Origin of the sequence: Alloyangia pacifica (assembly GCF_020524285.1) — a bacterium.
In the GTDB taxonomy this organism is placed as follows: Bacteria; Pseudomonadota; Alphaproteobacteria; order Rhodobacterales; family Rhodobacteraceae; genus Salipiger; species Salipiger pacificus_B.
In genome coordinates this window covers 130,646-148,945 of sequence record NZ_JAIVKX010000016.1, presented here as the reverse complement: position 1 = coordinate 148,945, position 18,300 = coordinate 130,646, and the positions used below count along the sequence as shown (strand labels likewise).

General features: G+C 63.0%; 18 protein-coding genes. 2 read left to right on the top strand and 16 right to left on the bottom strand.

Annotated features, from left to right (window positions below; genetic code table 11):
- Nucleotides 1-258: 258 nt before the first annotated feature.
- From LC039_RS20430 to LC039_RS20355, 16 genes are all read right to left on the bottom strand, one after another.
- Nucleotides 259-1,176: a DUF6635 family protein gene (locus LC039_RS20430; RefSeq protein ID WP_226627858.1), complete on the bottom strand. Its 918-nt coding sequence runs from the start codon at nt 1,174-1,176 to the stop codon at nt 259-261.
- Between the two features lie 840 nt (nt 1,177-2,016).
- Complete coding sequence (locus tag LC039_RS20425) at nt 2,017-3,633, bottom strand: LPD7 domain-containing protein (protein ID WP_226627856.1); 1,617 nt, start codon at nt 3,631-3,633, stop codon at nt 2,017-2,019.
- Nucleotides 3,626-5,758: a type IV secretory system conjugative DNA transfer family protein gene (locus tag LC039_RS20420; protein ID WP_226627854.1), complete on the bottom strand. Its 2,133-nt coding sequence runs from the start codon at nt 5,756-5,758 to the stop codon at nt 3,626-3,628. The genes LC039_RS20425 and LC039_RS20420 overlap by 8 nt, the downstream gene beginning before the upstream one ends.
- The gene (gene virB11 / locus LC039_RS20415; protein WP_226627852.1) at nt 5,755-6,813 is read right to left on the bottom strand and encodes a P-type DNA transfer ATPase VirB11; all 1,059 of its coding nucleotides are present in this window, start codon (nt 6,811-6,813) and stop codon (nt 5,755-5,757) included. Before virB11 ends, LC039_RS20420 begins: the two co-directional genes overlap by 4 nt.
- Nucleotides 6,813-8,000, bottom strand: coding sequence for a type IV secretion system protein VirB10 (gene virB10 / locus LC039_RS20410; RefSeq protein ID WP_226627850.1), 1,188 nt, complete (start codon nt 7,998-8,000; stop codon nt 6,813-6,815). The genes virB11 and virB10 overlap by 1 nt, the downstream gene beginning before the upstream one ends.
- A 2-nt stretch (nt 8,001-8,002) precedes the next feature.
- Nucleotides 8,003-8,854, bottom strand: a complete 852-nt coding sequence (virB9, locus tag LC039_RS20405; RefSeq protein ID WP_226627848.1) for a P-type conjugative transfer protein VirB9 — start codon at nt 8,852-8,854, stop codon at nt 8,003-8,005.
- A complete protein-coding gene (locus tag LC039_RS20400) occupies nt 8,851-9,537 on the bottom strand; it encodes a virB8 family protein (RefSeq protein WP_226627846.1) in 687 nt (228 codons plus the stop codon). Before LC039_RS20400 ends, virB9 begins: the two co-directional genes overlap by 4 nt.
- Nucleotides 9,534-9,734 (bottom strand): hypothetical protein, encoded by a 201-nt coding sequence (locus LC039_RS20395; protein ID WP_092430665.1) that lies wholly within the window; start codon nt 9,732-9,734, stop codon nt 9,534-9,536. Before LC039_RS20395 ends, LC039_RS20400 begins: the two co-directional genes overlap by 4 nt.
- 47 nt (nt 9,735-9,781) lie before the next feature.
- Complete coding sequence (locus LC039_RS20390) at nt 9,782-10,669, bottom strand: type IV secretion system protein (protein ID WP_226627844.1); 888 nt, start codon at nt 10,667-10,669, stop codon at nt 9,782-9,784.
- Between the two features lie 31 nt (nt 10,670-10,700).
- Nucleotides 10,701-10,961: an EexN family lipoprotein gene (locus tag LC039_RS20385; RefSeq protein WP_226627842.1), complete on the bottom strand. Its 261-nt coding sequence runs from the start codon at nt 10,959-10,961 to the stop codon at nt 10,701-10,703.
- A 14-nt stretch (nt 10,962-10,975) separates the two neighbouring features.
- Nucleotides 10,976-11,692 (bottom strand): type IV secretion system protein, encoded by a 717-nt coding sequence (locus LC039_RS20380; RefSeq protein WP_226627841.1) that lies wholly within the window; start codon nt 11,690-11,692, stop codon nt 10,976-10,978.
- Nucleotides 11,689-14,043, bottom strand: coding sequence for a VirB4 family type IV secretion/conjugal transfer ATPase (locus LC039_RS20375; protein WP_226627839.1), 2,355 nt, complete (start codon nt 14,041-14,043; stop codon nt 11,689-11,691). Before LC039_RS20375 ends, LC039_RS20380 begins: the two co-directional genes overlap by 4 nt.
- The gene (locus LC039_RS20370; RefSeq protein ID WP_226627837.1) at nt 14,043-14,372 is read right to left on the bottom strand and encodes a type IV secretion system protein VirB3; all 330 of its coding nucleotides are present in this window, start codon (nt 14,370-14,372) and stop codon (nt 14,043-14,045) included. Before LC039_RS20370 ends, LC039_RS20375 begins: the two co-directional genes overlap by 1 nt.
- Nucleotides 14,373-14,391: 19 nt before the next feature.
- Nucleotides 14,392-14,679, bottom strand: a complete 288-nt coding sequence (locus tag LC039_RS20365; RefSeq protein ID WP_226627835.1) for a TrbC/VirB2 family protein — start codon at nt 14,677-14,679, stop codon at nt 14,392-14,394.
- Between the two features lie 12 nt (nt 14,680-14,691).
- A complete protein-coding gene (locus LC039_RS20360) occupies nt 14,692-15,267 on the bottom strand; it encodes a lytic transglycosylase domain-containing protein (protein ID WP_226627833.1) in 576 nt (191 codons plus the stop codon).
- 112 nt (nt 15,268-15,379) lie between these two features.
- Nucleotides 15,380-15,664 (bottom strand): hypothetical protein, encoded by a 285-nt coding sequence (locus tag LC039_RS20355; RefSeq protein ID WP_143015445.1) that lies wholly within the window; start codon nt 15,662-15,664, stop codon nt 15,380-15,382.
- A gap of 287 nt (nt 15,665-15,951) precedes the next feature.
- On the opposite strand from LC039_RS20355, the gene LC039_RS20350 reads away from it, so the two are divergent.
- Both LC039_RS20350 and LC039_RS20345 read left to right on the top strand, forming a co-directional pair.
- On the top strand, nt 15,952-16,701 hold the full coding sequence (locus LC039_RS20350; RefSeq protein WP_226627831.1) for a hypothetical protein: 750 nt from the start codon (nt 15,952-15,954) through the stop codon (nt 16,699-16,701).
- Nucleotides 16,702-16,929: 228 nt separating this feature from the next.
- Nucleotides 16,930-18,198, top strand: a complete 1,269-nt coding sequence (locus LC039_RS20345) for a helix-turn-helix domain-containing protein (RefSeq protein WP_226627830.1) — start codon at nt 16,930-16,932, stop codon at nt 18,196-18,198.
- Nucleotides 18,199-18,300: the final 102 nt, after the last annotated feature.

Here is an 18,300-nt window from a genome sequence, read left to right as displayed (position 1 = left end):
GTCTGCCGTGCCCAGTCAGCCCACTCCGCGATCATCAGCTCTAGGAATGAGTTCGCGACCAAGCGGGGGTACCCCAACTGGGCAGGGGAAGGCTAACGGCATTGGGTCTAAAGACTGCGAGATCGTCCAGAAGATGCTCGGAAGGAAAAGGCCACGCAAAGCTACCGCTCGCTCCAACGAGGAGTGGGCCCATGCCGGACACCTGGTACTTTTGGTGCTTAGGCGATGACGCGTGTTCAGGGCTAATCCAGGCTGACCTCAGCGGAAGTGCCTGAACAGTCCGCCGGCGATATCGGCGATGTCGAAGACCCGCGCATAGAGGTGTTCGCGCGCCGCGAAGGTCACCGAGTCCGACCCCGACATATCCCGCTCCACCGCGGTGACCAACCGGCGCAGACGGGCTTGGTGAACACCGAGCCGGGTCTGGACGGGATCGGCCAGGATGCCCGCGAAGGCCGTGATGATGGCCGCCGTGACGATCAGCATCAGGGCGATCGTGACAATGGCCAGAGGCGAGGCGCCGACAGGGAAAGCGCCGTACCAGAGGCCGCCCAATGCACGGCCGAGCGGGAAGTTCCCGATTGCGGCGTCCATGGCATAGGTATCGGCCAGCGCAGGCGCCAGAGACAGCATGCCGGGCGTCAGGCGATGGAACAGCCAGGCCCCGAAGCAGATGGTCAGAAGTGCCGTGGTCATTTCGGCCACGGCCGACCGGGTGCCGGTGTAGGTCTTGATGGTCGCTGCAGCCCGCTCCGCCCGCCTGCGCGTTTCATCTTCGCTGAGGGAAGTGTCATCTCGAAGCGGAGGAGCCTCGGCGAAGCGATCGGCGATCGAGCGCCCCGGACCGTCCGGAAGGGCAAAGACATGCTCGAGAAGCCCCTCCTCCACCGCGCGAGCCGTGCGCGTGGGCAGGATCAGGTGGGCGCGCCCCAGAAGGCCTGCAGTGCGCCTAAGACGCACTGCCCGCAACAGGAGGGCGATGAGGCGCAGGATGGCATGCAGGGGCGCCAAGACCACGTTGAGCGGAGCACATAGAACATCCAAACCTAGGGCCCTGCGATGCAATCGGGCCGAGCCCGCGAGGGAAAAGGTCGATGCAACATGACAATCGACGCGCGCCCGCGCCTCGGCAAAGTAGTCTTCGGGCTCCGAGGGCTGGGTCGCTTCGCGCTGCATTGTGTCCTCTCACCGGGCCGAGCACCCTGTCCGCCCCGTTCGCAGATAAGGTGCCCGTGGCTGGCTTCCAAGCCATGAGCAATACCTAGTTTGCCTCCACACGGACGCGGTCCCGCCGCCACAGTACTGGCTGGCCGTAGTTTATTTCCTTCCGCGGCTTAGGAAACTCCGGGATTTCTAACGGTAGGGCAGAGTGGCCCGAAACAGTGGCGTGAGTCAGTGGCATAAAATCTCGAAAGCCTTGAATAATTCACCACGCGGCCGATACTTAGACAAGCAACTTAGTGGCAAGAGATGCAGTTCTGGAATGGCCAAGATGATCATCGCCCCTACGCGGATCGAGCCTGCCCGGATCGAGGATCTGCCGATAAAGTTGGCAGACTCCGCCCTGGCCCTGGCGTCGCCTGCCACAAAGCTGGGTAGGAACCTGCCCCCCCAAGACCTTGACCGAGGTGGCCGCGATGATCCGGGTGATGAACAGCTAATACTCGAACCGGATCGAGGGCAACAACACCCGGCCCCGGGAGATCGAGCGCGCCTTGTCAGGCACTTTTGATGCCGACCCGAAGCGCCACGCCCCGCGCGCCCCTGCAACTGCGCTTCCCCAGTCAGACGCACGAGATGCTTTTCCCCCGCCTCTTTGAAGCCTGATGCCGCACGTCACGGGCGCGAGATCTACCTCAGGTGGAGCTAGTGTCCACGGACCAAAGCGCCGTCAATGGCATAGTGCCGAACGCATCGAGATCTGGAGTTCCAGCCAGACCAAGGCCGCAACTCTTACGAGCATGCGGACAGGACCCAATTCTGAAATCCCCCCACCCATCACGGCACGCTCGACATTCACCGCTCCTGTCCCTTCTGCCCCCCACGCCCCCGCTCTTTCTCAGCCACCTGCCCAGCATTCTGAACCAGCCGCTCCTGCTCCCTGAAAACATTCGCCAAGCTCTGAACCTGCACCGACCTCCCAGCCTGCAGCCCCTGCGACAGGAGCTTCGCGACATTCGCCCGCGCCGCTTCGCGATCCTCTTCCGACACCCCGCCGGCCCGCATCCGCGCGTCCATATGCGCGAGCACGCTGGCAGGGCCTTTGACCGCCTGATCACCGGGCTCATAGTGCTTGATGCGATCTTCGAGGCGTTCTGACGACATTTCCTGTTCCCGCGGTTTTTCGGACACTGTGTTTTTCCCCTCTGCCTCGGCTGCCGACTTTTCCTGTGGCTGCGCCTCGACGGCGTCCGGCGCACCTCTATTGACCTCTGCCGCTCGCTGAATATCCCGCGCGTCCCAAAGGCGCCGATGCCCCTGTCTCTCGACCTCTTCGCCTGACTTCTTGTCGACGGTCTTGTAGGTCACCGGCTCGACCCCCGGCGAATACAGCGTCACCTGATCCCCAACCTTGAGATCATGCTTCTCGACAGCGTCCGGGAGGGTCACGCTCCAGAGACGCTCTGCCTTGCCGCCCTCGCGCGTGAGTTCGATGAATGGCACGGGATCGGCGCCTTCGCGATTGCGGTAGGGCGCAGAGCCGATTTCGGTGATCGTGCCGGTGATGCCCTCGGCGAAGTTGGCGCGCGGCATCCGCACCACGTTTCCGTCTTTCGCCGGCCCGTCAGGTCGCGACACCCCTGCTGTACTGCCGCCGCGCACGATCTGCTCACCCTCCGCGCGTTCGAGCACGCGCTCGCCGAGCATCTGCGCCCGACGACTGGCTTCTTCGCGATCCTTCTCGGACGGTCGATAACCCTGGACCTTCAGGCCCTGCGCCGTGCCCTCGATCCACATCTCGCGGCGAAACTCTTCCGGCCCCCGGGCTGTCAGGTTCTGCCAGCCACGGTGCGCCGCGAGCTCGATCATGTCCATGGCGGTGCCGCGATCCGCATTGCGTGTGCTGAGCCGGTCGCCCGTGTCGCTGATTGCCGGGCGGGCGTCTTCGTAGGATCGGTAGAGATCCTGCTGATGCGCGGCCTTCGTCACCAGGAAACGGTCGTGGTAACTTGCTGGCAGCGAGAACCGATCCTCCCCTGCCCGGGACTTGGTGGCCTCGTCCGGCGCGATCGTTCCCGCCCCCTGGTTCTCCCGCGCTGTTGCGGCGACCTCGGGCTCCGGGGATTTCACGGTGTCCTCGCGCTTCTGCTCCGCAACGCGCTCATGATATGCGGTCCAGAAGTCGAGGTCGGTCTCCCCAAACCCTTCACCGGATTTGGAACCGAACTCCTTGGTCGAAACCTCGGACAGGCTGTCCAGCGCCGGCACAGATTTCTGCACGTTCGTCCCGATGGTCACGGTCGAGGCCAGTGTGCGTGCGCCCTGCCCCACTGCCTCGATCACCCGCGGCTGCTGCGCTGCATCCGCATCGGCGAATGCCCGTCCCGCCTCCGCTGCCGTGGCAAACCGCGCCACGGTGTCATTGCCGGCGTAGGAAAGGGTGAACCCCACCTCGTTCTGTTTCTCAGCCATGGTCATCCCTTTCGTCGCCCTGCTGGTTTGCGATGTCGCCACACCCAAAAGCCTCGAGCAGGTCGATGGCGCCTTCTTTCGTTCCGATCGTTCCGGCGGTGTTGAGCTCTGCAATCTTTGCCTGTTGCTGATGTCCCGTCAGGCTCAGCCGCTCGTAGGAAATTGTGCTCGGATCAGCGATCTCCTCGTCGGACATCGGCACTTCTGCGGGTTCGCCCTTGGCGATGTTCTCCGCATGAGCGGCCTGCAGGCTGATAATGTGATCGACCTTTTTCTGCATCTCCGCCTGGCGCGCGATCAGCATGGCGTTCTGCGCCTTGACCATGGCGAGCTCGCGCTCGAGCGTGCTGCCCGCGATGGACGGAACATGCGGCGCCGGAATCTTCGTGCGCTTAAGCAACGCAGATTCCGCGTAGTAGCGGATCTTCTTTGCCTTGATCGGCGGGTGCCCACCCACCAGCACCAGAGCCTCGCTCTGGTCCATCTGCAGCAATTCCTGCGGCAACATGAGAGACCGCCGCTGCTCGCTCTGGCTGACGGTCGTGCCCTGGCGATTGGCCAGGTATTTGGACTTGCTCTCGCTCTCCACCTCGATGCCCAGCGTGCCGAGCCGCTCGGAGAGGTTTTTCGCCTCCGTGAGCCCCTTAGGCGTGAAGACAATGCTGACGCCAGAGTTGTCCATATAGGCATCGGCGCCGTCGCGGCCGTAGATATCAGCCAACTGCGCCGGGGTCTGCACGATGGTCAGCACCTTGAGCCCATAGCCGGCAAAGTAGCCAATGCCGCGCTTGAAGGCGGGCAGCTCGCCCACGGAAGCGAACTCGTCCATGCAAAGGAGCACCTTGTGCAGCAGCGCCGGATTTTGCTCGGGCAGTTCCTGCATGTTGACATCGACACAGGACTGAAAGAAGAGGTTCATCAGCGGCGCAAGGCGGCCAAGGTTGTTTGGCGAGATCCCGACATAGATGGACATCGGCTTGCGCCGCAGGTCGGCAAAATCAAAATCGGACGCCGCGGTCGCCCGATCCAACATGGGGTTCGCGAAGAGCCCGAGGTTGGCGGTGATGGTCGACTTGACGCTCTCGAAGGTGTTTTCGCTCTTCGACAGGAAGTCGTTCAGCGTCGAGACAGTCTGCACCGAGAGCGGGCGTTCGGATTTCGCGCGGTCCTCGATGCGCTTGCGGAATGTTTTTGCAAAGGACGGGGTCAGCGTCAGCTGCCGGTAAATCTCCCCAAGGGTGAACGGCAGCTCGAGGGTTTCGGCGAGATAGCCACCGACGCCGACAAAGGCGGTCTGCGCCGCCCGGTCGAAAAACGGGTCCTTGGAAGCCACCGGGATGAAGAGATCAGCCAGGCGCTGCAGATCCTCGATCTGGAACTCGCTGCCCCGGCGCACGGTCGCCAGCGGATTCCAGCGGTGGGTCTTGCCGGAAGGCTCGAGCGGATCGAACAGGAAAACCTCCTGCCCTCCGGACTTACGGAAACCCGCGGTCAGCGCCCAATTCTCCTTCTTGATGTCAAGGATGACAGCGGAGCCCGGCCAATTCAGCAAGTTGGGGATGACCACACCGACACCTTTGCCCGAGCGGGTCGGGGCATAGAGGAGCACGTGCTCATCCCCGCCATACATCAGCAGGTTGTGGACGTTGAGGTGCCCCGCCTTGTGGATCTTGAGCTTGCCGCCGTGCTCGACCGCCCTGCCCCATCTGTCCACGGGCTTGCCGTAAGTCTTGTGGGGGCGCGTGGAGGTGAAGCCCGCGATCAGACCGGCGCTCGAGCGCATGCCTGCACCTCGGATTTCGCGCTCGTGTGCAAACTCGGCCCTCCCGTGGACATTCGGCTTGGGCTTTGCCTTGAGGATGGCCGCTCCCAGGACAGCAGCGGGCAAAAGCCCGGCGTAGCCGGCAAGCTTGACCCACTTCAGGGTCTCGGGATCGGTATACCCGGCGAGCGCCGCGCGCGGCCAGAGGAGCAGGTCGCGGGGCAGATGCACCGGAACGTTGAGGCCCCACTGCAGGGCGTAGGCCGAGGTCATGAGCCCGCCCACCACGCCAATGCCGGCGGCCGCGGTGATTGCGGCGGCCCGCGCCGGCGTGCCGAGACGATGCCAGTTCTGAACAATCATGCCCCGCTTCCCAATTTCCGGGCAGGTTCGAAGTAGATCTCGGTGACGCGGCGCCCCGCCTCGGTGCGTTTGAGCTGCACAACGACATCGACCATGTGGATCAGCATCTCCTTGATTTCGCCGCGCGTGAGGTCCCGGCCGGCGTCGCTATCCTTGACCAGCAGCGCCAGCTGCTCGAAGGCGAGTGCTGGGGAGTCCGCGTGGATCGTGGTGATCGATCCGCCGTGGCCGGTGTTGACGTTTCGCAGGTAGTAAAAGGCCGCGGCATCCCGCAGCTCCTGCAGGAAAATCCGGTCCGGGCGCATGCGCAGGGCGCTTTCCAGAAGATCGCGGGCGGTGATGCGCGCCGCGCCCTGCTCCCCCTTTGAATAGATCATCCGCACCACGTTCTGATGCGGCAGGCCAAGCTCGAGCGTGTCCTCGATCGTGATCAGTCGCTCGTGCGCCGGGATGAGCGGGAGCAGCGCTTTCGAAAACGTGGTCTTGCCCGAGCCGGTGGCACCGGAGATGAGGATGTTTTTCTTCGCCCTTACCGCCGAGGTCAGGAACGCCGGCCAGTTGCCGCCGCGGTGCAGAGACAGAAGGCTCTCGTCCTCCGCACTCAAGGCACCAGCCTGCGAGCAGCTTTTCACCTGCTCAAACATGCCCTGAGCCACCAGGTCATCGAGCGTGTAGCTCTTCTGGGCCGGCTTGCGGATCGTAATACTGACTGTGCCTTCGGGCACCGCGGGCGGCAGGACGATCTGAATCCGCTCGCCGCCTGGCAGGGCGCCAGACAGGAGCGGCGTCTGCTCATTGACCTGCTGGCGAGTCCAACTGCCGACGGTGGCGACGAGACCGAGCAAAAAGGAATAGGTGAACGCCGGGGCGGAGGCCTGCTCCCAGGTTCCGGAGGCGTCTTCGACAAACACCTCTCCGGGGCGGTTGATGCAGATCTCGAGCACGTCGCTCCGCGCGAGCCAAGGCGCAAGCGGTCCCAGGTGGGAGGCAAGCGCCGAGGGCACGACCCTGCTGGCAGCGCTCGGCTCTGCAAGACCCGTGTCACGCACTTGCATCATCGCAGCCGGTACACGCTGGAGAAATCAAGATCGCGGGCGACCATGACCGAGACCTCTTCACCCTGGTTCTTGCGCAGGATGACCGGCACATCGATCGTGCTCTCTAGCTCGGTCTCCGCAAGGCTGCGCGCTGCGTCGCGCGTGTTCTCATAGCTGCTCTCGTCATCCGTGCCCGAGCGGGTCGCGAGGATTAGCGCGTCATCTATGATCGACAGCATCATCGTGCCGCCGAAGCGCGTCCAGAACTGGGTGTCGATGTCGCCTTCAAAACCAGTGCGTCCCAGCGCGTCGGCGCCGGGCGAGCCCAGGTTCACGATGACCCCAGCCGGCGTCTCGGCCCGGGTCCACAGAACGAAGAGTCGCTTCTGCCCACGTTGCAGACCGCCCCGGTACTCGCCAACGATCTTTGTGCCGCGGTCGAGAAGGATGACAGCGCCGGTGGTGGCATAGACATCATCCGTGACGGTGCAGCGCACCATACCGGGCGCGGTAGACTCCATCGCCGTGTCGAGCGCGCAGGGGATGACGGTGCCTTGGGTGACCGTCAGGTTCGGGTGGGCCAGCACTCGAGCCTGCTCGGCCCCGCGCGTGCCGGTAACCAGTTCCGCAGCCAGCCCTGAGAGGTCGCGTCCGGCACCTTCGGCAGTTCCCCCGCCGAAGAGTGTTGGTGCGGCGCCTTCTGCGGACGCTGCGCCTTGCGTTGCGCCTCCCACAGCTGAACTCCCTGAGCCCGCATGCGCCATGAGCGGGGCGCGCTTCGAGGCCTCAAAGAGCTGCTCGGCTTCGCTCGGTTCTGACGACTGGCTCTGCTGCTCTTCCTGGCGTGCGCGTTCGATGGGTCCGAGCGCCTCGGGATCCTCTGCTGCCGCGGGCTCCTCATCAGGCTCAGGCGCGGATGTCGTCTCTTCCTGCCCCGGAAGGTCCGCGGGTTGGAAATCTTCCGCGGTGCGGATCGTGCTGGCCCTACGCTCCGTCTCCTCTTCCGGGGCAGGCTCGGCGTTCCTGGGCCATTGCAGGAAGGCCATTGCCCCAAGGAACACGATGCCCGTTGCGACCAGGAGCTTCTTATTCTTCTCGGTCAGCCCTGCGGGTTTTGCCCCTACGAACGACGAGATGCCCCGCTCGCCCGGAAGAGTGGTCTCGGCATTGTCCAGCGTTTCATCGGAATTTTCAGTCTCGGCCATGCTTACTCTCCGATGATTTCGCGGCGCACAGAGGGGCTGGTGGTGCCAGTGCCGGCATCACCGCCGGTCGCAGAGCCCTGCCCCATGTTGTAAAGGGCGGTCACTTCGCCTCCGAGACGCAGGCGCAGCTCCGGCGCGACGTCGTGCACGATGACCTGGTTTTTCCGCACGGTGGTGTTGGCCAAACGCTCGGTGCCGGCGCTGCCGACGATAAACACGGCGGGCATGCGAGTTCGGCGCGCGAAGGTCAGCACAGTCATCTCGCCATTGTCATAGGCTTGGGTCGGCTGCAGATCGCGGCTGCCGGCCACGAGGTAGCGCCAGTTCTTTGAACCCGATGTCGCCACCGACTCTGCCAGCCGAGCCTTGGCCGCCTGTTCCTGGGCCCTGGCCTTCTGGGTGGCAGCAGCCTCGCGCCGCCTATTGGCCTCATCGGTCGGATATGCAAAGCGGATCTGGAAATAGACATCCTTGGACGTGTTGGTGACCGCCCCCTCGCGCACGATGAGCTCGAAGGAATACGTTCGGGTGGTCCCGTCGGCGCGCATCGTGGCGATCTGCAGGTTCGTGGGCGGATTTGCCTCTCGCGCTTTCAGATAGAGAATGTTCCCGCGCGGCACGATTTCCCAGGAGACGGTATCGCCGCTGCCGACATCGATGATCTCCTCGGTCTGGGCGAAGACAACCTGCACGGTGGTGCGAATTGTGCCAACCACGCGCACGACGTCCCATTCGTTGTAGCTGACTGACCGGACCCGCGTGTCCGATCGCGAGGGGCGCGGCACGTCGAGTGCAAGAACTGGCGTCACCGCCGTCAGCAGCGCGCAAGCAAGAAGAGCTGCCCGAAGCCTCATTGCGGCACCTCCGGGTCGGCCCGATAGCTTTCGACGAGAAACCCGAGAGGGTTGATGGTCCGATCCCCGGCACTGATCTCGGCTTTGCCGTCGAAGCCAAACTCGATCGTTGCAACCCAGAGCGTTTGGGTCCGGAGGTTCTCGCGCTCATTGATCGCGGTCTTGTAGAAACGGACCTGCGCGAGTTCGTCGCCCAGGAAGGAGATCGATCTTATCTTGATCTCTGCACGAGTGTCGGTGCCATAGATGTATTGCGGGCTGTTGGGGTTCGAGCCGTTGAAGGCATCCGAGAAGCGTGCCTGCTCCTCGGGGGCCGAGAGCAGCGTCACCTCCCGGTAGATCGCCTCGCGTTCGGCAAAGCTGTAGCCCTCGCGTTCCCGGACATAGCGCGCCAGGAAGTAGCGGGTGACGGTTTCCTCGTAACTCGTGGCGCCATCACCGAGGCTGGTCATGACCTCCGGAACACCGCTCGCGGTATCGACGCGGATCACGAAGGGCACGACCTCCTTGAGCGGTGCCATGACCCCCACCGCCGCAACGCTGGTCACAGCGAGAAGGCTCGCGACCCCGGCAATGATCCAGGCGGTGCGCTTGGAGCGCTCGGCGGCCAGGCGCAGATCATAGTCAAAGCTGCGCGCCTCTTTCAGATAGGCGGCAAATTCCTTGTCCTCTGCGGGTTTCATGTCTCCGCACCTCCCCGAGTATCTGCGATCCGGGGCGACACGCCGATTTCCTTCTGCTTTTGCAGCACCGCGTCCTGGTAGTTCCATTTGGTCGGGTTCAGCGGGCGCACCTGAGTGCCAGCGACATCCGGCAGCGGTGTGGTTGTCGCGCAGGCCGTCAGGCCGAGCACAGCCATGAGCAGGACAGAAAATTTCATCTCGTTACCTTGGAGGTTTGCGGGTTGGAGAGGCCGATTTGTCGGCCTCAATCTGTACGCGTTGCCGAGCCACTCGAACTGCCGGGGCCATGGGCACGTGGGGACGTGCCGAAGAGCTTGCGCTCGACCATGCGCTGCGCCGCGCCGGTCGACGCCGACGTGCCGGCACTCAGCGCCGAAGCAATGGACGGCAGCAGGAAGAAGAAGATCGTCCCGCAGGCCATCGCGACGGCGAAAGCCGAGACCGCGGCGGCGCCGTCGGTTGGATTGAAGGCGGTATAAACGTCCGCAATGAAGGCGGTGATCGCCTGAGTGAGCACGATGACCAGGAGCTTCAAGAGCGCGAAGTTCACTGTCTGTCCCAACCAGGCAAAAAACCAGCCGCGAGTGACCTCGAAAAGCGCAAACGCGACAAACAGCGGGCCAACGGCGGCGAGCATTGCCAAGCCAAAATGAACGATAAGGCTTACAACAAAGGCCAACGCCGCAAACGGCACCGTGGACGCGAGCACGAACAGCGAGAGTCCGTAGCCATAGAGCATCCCGGCAATGCCCGAACCAAACTGCTTTCGTACCTCTTCGCCGATCTTCGAGGACATGGTCATGACTGGGTCAGACGGGAGGTTCGCCGGGCCACCGACGAGAACCTCTACGAAGTCTGGGATGCCTTGCTGAATGGTGTCGCCGACCCAAGCGGTGTACTCGCCAGCACTGGAGACGAGCGTCCAGATAATTGCGAGCTTGACGCCCCGCAGTGTGAAGTCCAGCAACGGTTCTTGAACAGAGCCCCGGATCATCGCCCAGCCGTAGAGGATGAGATAGATCGTCATTGCGGCGGTCAGCGGTGCTGTCAGCTCGGCCGACATCGTCCCGCTGATCGCGCTCATCTTCTCGCTCAGACTATTTGTGAAGTTGTCGTAGAGCGCTTGCAGCATGTCGACCCGTCTCTTCTATGGCGTCGCGTGATCAATCGAACGATGGCTCGCCAAAGAGGCGTTCTGCAGCTTCGCTCTCTTTCGCATGCAGGCCTTCGAGCTCGGCTTGCTCGGCATTGACGCAGTTCGCGTCCTCGATCGCTCGATCGGCTACCTCGCAGGACTCGAGCATCACAGCACGCGCGTCAGGGTTTTCGGAAAAATACTCAACCGTCTGGTTCTCATCTTCCTGACAGCCAGCAACGAAGGCAGCGGCGACCAGTGCCGCCAGCATTGGAATGGGACGTTTCATGGCAGTTCTCCTTCTTAGAATTCGTCCGGGCCGTAGAGCCGCTCAAACGCTTCGCTCTCGCGGGCATGACGCTCTTCAGCAATTTCCGCCTGGCGCTGCTCTTCGACGCGGGTTTGCGCGTCCTGCAGCATGGCAAGGCCCTGAATGCGGTTGGTGTCGTTCTGCAGCATGGCTTGCTCCACCGCGATCCTGGCGGAAAGCGCATCCATTTCCCGCTGCGTCGAGACGTCGCCAATCTTGTCGCGGAGCTGATCGAGCCCCTCGAGCCGGTCGTCCGAGAGGGTCACGATCCGCTCGCCTATGGCGGTGTCTCGCACCGAGCGATTGGTGATCCGATCGAGCTCGCTGCGGTAGAAATCCTCGGCGTCGATGTCTGTGCCGCCCAGAGAGGCGAAATCCGCCGCGTCCTGGGCAGTGCTGGCAAGATCACCGAGATCATCGATTGTCACATCGAAGTCCCGGGCGATCTGCATGGCCTCGGGTCCGAGCAGCTCTCGCACCTCCGGCGAGTTGAGCGCATTCACCACCGAGTCCATGTCGGTCATGCCGTTGATCGATGCGTATAGGGCCTGCGCCTGCTCGAGCTCCCGCACCATCTGCGCAATTTGCTGGGCAAATTCCGCCTTGGCATTGGCCAGCGCGGTGGTGTCGATTACCGGAACGCCCTGCGCGTGCATCGGCTGCGCGAGCAAGGCGAGCAGGGTCGCGGCGCAAAGTGCGTGCCGTTTCATGCCAGGTCCTTTCGTGCCGCGAGGAGCCGCGGGAGCCAGTCCCGGGGCGCGGGGTATTCCTGCAGCAGCTCATGCATGAGCGCGTTGGTCGCGGTGCGCCCCGACAGAACGGTCAGCACATCATCAAGACCGGAGAGGTCGAGATCGCAGACCACAGAATTCTGGGCCTGCTTGATGAGGAAATGCCCCATGGGCAGTTCGCTCTGCACAATCTCAAACTCACGTTCAGAAAGACCGAACTCGTCCACCAGGTCGTTTCGGCTGGGGCGGTCCGTGCCAAAGTAGATCTGGCTAGCGCATTGCTCGATGATGGTGCGCGCGATCGGGCTTGCGATAACATCGGAAGCCGACTGCGTGCCCGCGACGATGATGCCGTTCTGCTTGCGGATCACCTTGAGCTTGTTCTTCACGAAATCGGAAAAATACGGGTCCGACAGCGCTTTCCAGAACTCGTCGATGAAGATCGCGATCCTCTGGCCGGTGATCAGCTGCTCCACCCGCCGCATGAGATACATCATGATCGGGTTGCGAATTTCCGGATCGTCGAGAAAAGCGGTGATGTCGAAGCCAACGAGATCGGCGTCGAGCGACAGCTCATCGGCAGCATTGTCGAAGACCCAGCCCAGCCGGCCCTCGCGCGTCCAGCGGTCGAGCCGCGCGCCAATGTCCTCGGCCCCACCGCCGAACCCGAGCAGCTCACGCAGCGCCGATAGGCTGCGCTCGGCGCGCGGAAGATTGGCCAGCCCCGCTACGGCTTGCTCAATGCGGCGGACATCGCTGGCCGAGAAACTGCCGCAATCCGCGCCCAGCATGGACTTTACGAGGTCCACAAGGAAGGCCTGGCCGGCGGCATCAAGCTCGAGCGCCATGAACGGTGCACATCCCGTAGGCCGACCGGGCTGGAAATCGAGGTAGGTTCCGCCCGAGGCCCGCACGAAAATTTCGGCACCATGATCCTTGTCGAAAAGTACGCGCTTCACGCCAAACTTCTCGAGCTGCGAGAGCAGCAAGGTCTGCACAACGGTCTTGCCCGTGCCGGAGGGACCGCAGATGAACGTGTGGCCAAGATCGCCGACGTGGAAATTGAAGTAAAACGGCGTCCCCGCGCTCGACTGGAGCTTCGCAAGAGCCGCGCCCCATTCGTTTCCGGCGCGGTGTCCAGTCGGGTAGTTGTGCAGCGGGGCCAGCGCGGTGAAGTTGCGGCTGGTCACCAGCGCTGTGCGGGCACGGTGGGCGTGGTTGCCCGGCAGCTGTGCCCAGAACTGCGGCTCTAGGCCCAGGTCCTCGCGCGCGACAACCGCGCCCGCTTCCGACAACAGGGTCACGGCATCCGCGGCGCGGGCTTTCAACGCCACCGGATCGTCGCTCAGCACGAGCAGCGAGAGATTGTGCTCGCCCATGACGAAGGTCCCGGACATCAGCTCGTCGCGTGCCGCCCGCAGCCCGTCCGCCTGCGACAGCGCCGGGTCATTGGCATTGCGCAGCCGTCCTTCCTTTAGCGACATCTGGCGCAGGGCGTCGATCTTGCCCGCGCAGCGGAACGACTGGGTCAGGATGAACTCGAAGGGCGCGGTCAGCAGGCCATCCAGCATGTCGGGCCGGGTCCAGGCAGGATATTCCTTGAGCCCGAACATGGCCCCGTAGGTGCTGGCATCGGCATGGCGGATCTCACAGGCCTCGCGGCCAAAGATCACCCGATCGGTATAAATCGCTCCGCCGAGCGTACCCTGAACCAGCGGGACTTCAGCACTTCGTCCGGAAATCACCTGCTTCAGGATGCTTGCAGGCTCGGAGATCAGAATATCGCGGTTGTTGCGAACCACCGACAACCGACGCGGCCGGAACCGGCTGAGGCTCCCCGCAAGCTGGGCCGCCTTGTCATCGAGCTCGTCCAATAGCGCCTGATCCACCTCGATCTGGCGCGAGCGGGCCCGCTGCATCCCGCGGACGAAGTGCTCGCTCGGAAGGTTCCGCGGCTGCAGGTAGAGCGTGAGATAGATGTCGTTCCGGTAAAGGCGCTTTGCCTCGAGCCGGGCGCGATAGGCGCCGTCGATCCAGCTGGCAAGATCGGAGGTGAACGAGCCCGCCGGAGCGCCCTCGTCGCGGCTGCGGATCACATGGACATAGACCATCACCCCGAGGCCCGCGATGCTGCGCAGCGCATGGCTCAGGGTGTCATGCAGCACATTGATGTGGTGCGTGTCCGCCGTTCGAAAGGACGCCCCCTCGAGCTTCATCATCTGAAACGCACCGCGATTGCGCGTGATGATCGCATGCTCATCCGCATGACGCAGAAACGGCAGGTAGCGCTCGGCGGTGGTCTCGGTCTTGATCTTGCGCGCAAAGCCCATCAATCGATTTCCTCGAGCAGGTACCGCCGGCGCAACCGCAGTGGCGAGCAGGACGATCCGCCCCAGAAGCTGCGGTTTCGGCAGCGGGCACTGGTATCCAGCCACCGGAAGAGGATCTGGAAGGCGTTGGTGTCACGCTCGACGACCAGCCGCGCGAGCGCGTGAAGCGGGAGTGCCAGGGACAGATAGGCAATCGAGTCCGCCACGATCATCGCAAGGCCGCCAAGCCCGCAGGAGATCGCGAAAGCCTCGATTGGAATGCCGAAGACCATTGCCGGACGCGTCAGCGCCAGGAACAACGTATCCTCGTTGAGCTTCTCCTTGGTCATCAAAGCCCCCTGCCCCGCCTTATGCGGTGATCATCGTCAGCACTTCGGAGGCAGCGAAGATCATCACGACCCCGCCCACGGCCCAGGCCGCGCGGCGCAGGTCCACGAAGTTGAAAAGCCAGCCCGCGCCGATAAACATGATTGCGATGAGCGCGATCGGCTGCTTGGCGCTCTCGAACTCGTCGAGAATATTGTTCAGGAAATCCGTGAACCCGGCGGCCGATGCGGGCTGCGCGACAAGGGCCAGGATCAGGGCGAGCGAGATCGGCGCACCGGCGGACCGGTGACGTTGCAGGAAACGTTTCAAGGTGAAATCCTTCTACTGGAAGACGTGGGCTCCGGAGCCGTTTGATGTGGCGAACACATCCCGGCCCTCCGGCGGATCGGCCTGCCCGCGGGGCGCCGCCGGACGTGCCGTGGCAGCTACGGGGACGGCCCCCTGCCCTCCCCCGAGGACGCGGTCTACATAGCCATTCGCAAATCCGCGCGTCGGCGATCCGGTGTTGTAAGATGACAGGGCCTGCCGCAGGGCTGTGCCCTTCTCCGCGCCGCGCTCACGCGCGCGGACGTAGCCATCGCGCAGCACAGTCTGCGCCGCGCCGAGGTTACGACAGGCGTCAAAGACAGTGTCGGGCGTCAGACCAAGCCACTCGAGATTGGCGCTGTTGATCTGTCCGAGCCCCATGTCGATGGAGGCGCCCTCGGAGATCAGCCGCTGCGCAAATTGCGCAGCCTCCTCGGCGCTTCGCGCCGTGTAAGATCGCTGTCTTTGGCCATTCACGCCGATTGCGTAGGGCTCAAAGCCGCTCTCGGCAGAGACGAGCTTTTCCATCACGCTCGGCGAAACGCCTGGCGCGCAGTTCTCAGCCAGGGCGCGGAACGCAGCGGCATTCATCGGCTCCGCGTCGGCGATCCCGGGCCAGCCCGCAAGGAGTGCTGAGAGGGTCAGAGAGAGGCGCGCGCCAGAATAAGGCAGGCGGATTTGGGCGCGGGATACGCCCAGCCGGTCATTTGGCGTCTTGGCTTTCGGCGCCTTTCGGGATCGGAACCCAGACACCTTCGGAGCCGGGGAACGTCCGAAGATGGAAGTTGACCAGCGCGTCCGCGGATTTGAAGACGCGGTCATCTCCGGTCTTGGATGAGATGACGACGGTTTCCGACCCGTCAGGGCGGATCGCCCAAAGCTCCCAGTGCCATCCTCTGGAAGCCTCGATCGGGCGGTATTCAATTTTGCCACCATCCTGAAGGAAGCCTTGTACTGCATCGCTTGTAATCGGGCGTTGTTTTTTCATTCGGGGACACCTGTCGTCGGGATTTTCTGGCCAGGTGATGGGTAACGTTGAAACACACCCAGTCACAACGAGAAAGGCCTATTTTTAAAATCGCCTTTCATGCCATTTTCGAAAAAGCTTGAAACGCGAATTTGACAAAATCGGCGTTTGCTGAAATTTACCCGTTCAAGGCGCAACCTGAGGCTGCATATCCCGTGTTTGTTCGCCTTAATTTCATAGCGGGCTCCCTAACGTCAACACGAAGCGTGCGGGAGCCCGGACCCTACGGAAGATGGAGGTCAGTTGACGTGGCTAAGTTGAGAATCCGGCATGCGCGGAAAATCGCCGGTGTGGCCATCCTGGCCTCCGAGTTGGCAGTGGGAGCCCCGCGCACCGCCCAGGCCTACCAGGTTGATTGCGCGATCCTGATTTGTCTTGCGGGCGGTTGGCCGTTCACCGCGGAGTGCGCCGAAGCTCGCGAGACCTTCATTGAGCGCATCACCCCATCGCCGATCGAGCCGCCCCTTCAAATCTGGAACTGCCCGCTCGGCGCCAGCTACGACAGAGATCGCGACGAAACTCCCCTACCCCGTCTCGTGCCAATCGCAGCGCAAAGTGCGCCAGACGTCCATGAACCTGGCACGGCGGTTCTGCCCTCGGTTCTGCGCCAGACGCTCGGGGCCATGTCCACCGACCCGATGACCGCGCTCACGTTGGCGGCGCAGGACGGTAATCAATCCCTTGCTGCCGATGTCGACATCAGCGGCCCGGAGTTTGACTTTGTTCGCTCGGTCCGGGTCTATCATGTCGCTTTAGCCAGACAACGAGAGATCGGCAGCGAAGAGAGCTATTGCCGGCGCACTCAGAACGTTCAGATCGGGACCTATGGGGAGCACGGGGCGTTCGGTTGGTCAGACAGCAGTGTCGACGACCTCCCCGCCGCGTTCGAAGGACTGGATAGTTGGGGCGAGGATTGTCCATCCATCCATGCCCGTGCGGTGTTTGTCGACTGGCGAGACTATAGCGGAACCTATGGGTTCGAGCAGGTGAACTACTGACATCTCCCGAAAGGATCAGCCCCTTTTAAGAAGCAAACCCCGCGAAGGCGGCAGCCTTACACGGGGAAGCTCAAGACCTTCAGGATCTGCAAACCCTGAAAAGAACACTGACATGTTCACGGTCTAGCAGCTTCCTGACATGACGGACAACCCCAAACCGCATCTGTGCGATCCGGAGAGGTTTGTCTGCACGCCGCCTCGCGTTCTCAAGAAGAAGGACCGAGCAGAATGACAGTGATGCAACAATGGAGCCATGGCCGACAACATAGCCCCTTCCCCACACTCCCCAGTGGCATGGAGCGCGACGGTTTCGTGAACCTCGTCGATGCCATCGCCAGTGCCGTCGGCATTGGGGCGGCCGCCATGATGACCTTCCGTGCGATGATCGGTGCCACGCGCCCACGATCTTTCAAGACCGGCGCAGAGGAGCCGTGCTGCTACCTCAGTCAGACCGAGCTCGCGCGAAAGCGCGGTGTCTCGCCCTGCCGCATCCGTGCACATGAACAAGTCCTGGAGCGCGCTGGCCTCATCGAGAAGCGCACCATGGCAAACGGTGCGCGATCCGGGTTCGCTGGCTGCGGTGTCTTCTTCGGCGGCGGGATCGCCCGCGTGCAAGAATTCCTTGGACTCCGAGATGCGCTCGAGAAGACGCGCAGGGCCCACGGGCAACTCCGCGGTCTGCGCAGCGCCCACAAGCGGCGCGCGCTGATGCTCCTAGCGGACCTTGCTGACTGGACCAGAGGTTACGAGATCACCGCGGCCCTTCGGGCCGAGCTCGATGCGTGGCCTTCGGCCGCCAAATTGCATCGCATGTCGCTGGAGGAGTTGAGCGCGCACGAAGCGGAAGCTGCCGCGCTGTGCCGAAAGATCGCAGCCACGCTGAGTGAGGCGCGAAAAGCAAGCGGTCGGACCTGCGAAAACGAGCGGCCCTTAATACAAGATATGACCCAAGATCCTACTCAAGGCGCTGGTCGAGTTTCGGCAAAAGCGGTGGATGACGCACGGCATACCGATGACATCGAGCTGGAAGATCAAACCTGCAGGGAGCCCGCCAAGCTTCCGAAGGAGGCCGGGACAGAGGGAGCGTCGTCGAGCCGCGGGCGCGCAGAAGCAGGAGAAGGTCAGGCGGCGTTTCTTGGATCACTAGGCCCGGAACGCCTATACGCGCTATGCTCGCAGGAAATGCAGATTCACCTGGATATGCGCCACTACGGACAGCGGCAGCTTGTGTTCTACGATTTCGTCGTCTCGGCTCAGAACAGGCTCCCGGAGATGGGTGCGCATCCCGCCATGTGGAGGAAACTCCGCAGTGCGATGGGGTCTGCGAGTGCTGCAATCTGTGTGCTCATCGCCGATGCAAAGCATTCCGAGCGTGCGCGAGCTGATGCGTATCCTGCCGGGATTCTCGAGGGTATGCTGCGAGATTTCCGCCGTGGAGACCTGGACCTGGTCAGAGCGTTGGAAGAGATCGGACGTCCGCAGGGAACGCGCGAGTGATGGAGTTTTGACTCTCTGCAATCAGCTTAGACCTGACCGCTACTTTTTTCACGGCGCACGGGGCGCGCTTTGAACCTATTGTCTTTCGTGCCCACTGTTTTC

Coding starts and splice junctions, on each gene's coding strand:
- LC039_RS20430 (WP_226627858.1), bottom strand. CDS start 1,176: ATGCAGCGCGAAGCGACCCAGCCCTCGGAGCCCGAAGACTACTTTGCC.
- LC039_RS20425 (WP_226627856.1), bottom strand. CDS start 3,633: ATGGCTGAGAAACAGAACGAGGTGGGGTTCACCCTTTCCTACGCCGGC.
- LC039_RS20420 (WP_226627854.1), bottom strand. CDS start 5,758: ATGATTGTTCAGAACTGGCATCGTCTCGGCACGCCGGCGCGGGCCGCC.
- virB11 (WP_226627852.1), bottom strand. CDS start 6,813: ATGCAAGTGCGTGACACGGGTCTTGCAGAGCCGAGCGCTGCCAGCAGG.
- virB10 (WP_226627850.1), bottom strand. CDS start 8,000: ATGGCCGAGACTGAAAATTCCGATGAAACGCTGGACAATGCCGAGACC.
- virB9 (WP_226627848.1), bottom strand. CDS start 8,854: ATGAGGCTTCGGGCAGCTCTTCTTGCTTGCGCGCTGCTGACGGCGGTG.
- LC039_RS20400 (WP_226627846.1), bottom strand. CDS start 9,537: ATGAAACCCGCAGAGGACAAGGAATTTGCCGCCTATCTGAAAGAGGCG.
- LC039_RS20395 (WP_092430665.1), bottom strand. CDS start 9,734: ATGAAATTTTCTGTCCTGCTCATGGCTGTGCTCGGCCTGACGGCCTGC.
- LC039_RS20390 (WP_226627844.1), bottom strand. CDS start 10,669: ATGCTGCAAGCGCTCTACGACAACTTCACAAATAGTCTGAGCGAGAAG.
- LC039_RS20385 (WP_226627842.1), bottom strand. CDS start 10,961: ATGAAACGTCCCATTCCAATGCTGGCGGCACTGGTCGCCGCTGCCTTC.
- LC039_RS20380 (WP_226627841.1), bottom strand. CDS start 11,692: ATGAAACGGCACGCACTTTGCGCCGCGACCCTGCTCGCCTTGCTCGCG.
- LC039_RS20375 (WP_226627839.1), bottom strand. CDS start 14,043: ATGGGCTTTGCGCGCAAGATCAAGACCGAGACCACCGCCGAGCGCTAC.
- LC039_RS20370 (WP_226627837.1), bottom strand. CDS start 14,372: ATGACCAAGGAGAAGCTCAACGAGGATACGTTGTTCCTGGCGCTGACG.
- LC039_RS20360 (WP_226627833.1), bottom strand. CDS start 15,267: ATGAATGCCGCTGCGTTCCGCGCCCTGGCTGAGAACTGCGCGCCAGGC.
- LC039_RS20355 (WP_143015445.1), bottom strand. CDS start 15,664: ATGAAAAAACAACGCCCGATTACAAGCGATGCAGTACAAGGCTTCCTT.
- LC039_RS20345 (WP_226627830.1), top strand. CDS start 16,930: ATGACAGTGATGCAACAATGGAGCCATGGCCGACAACATAGCCCCTTC.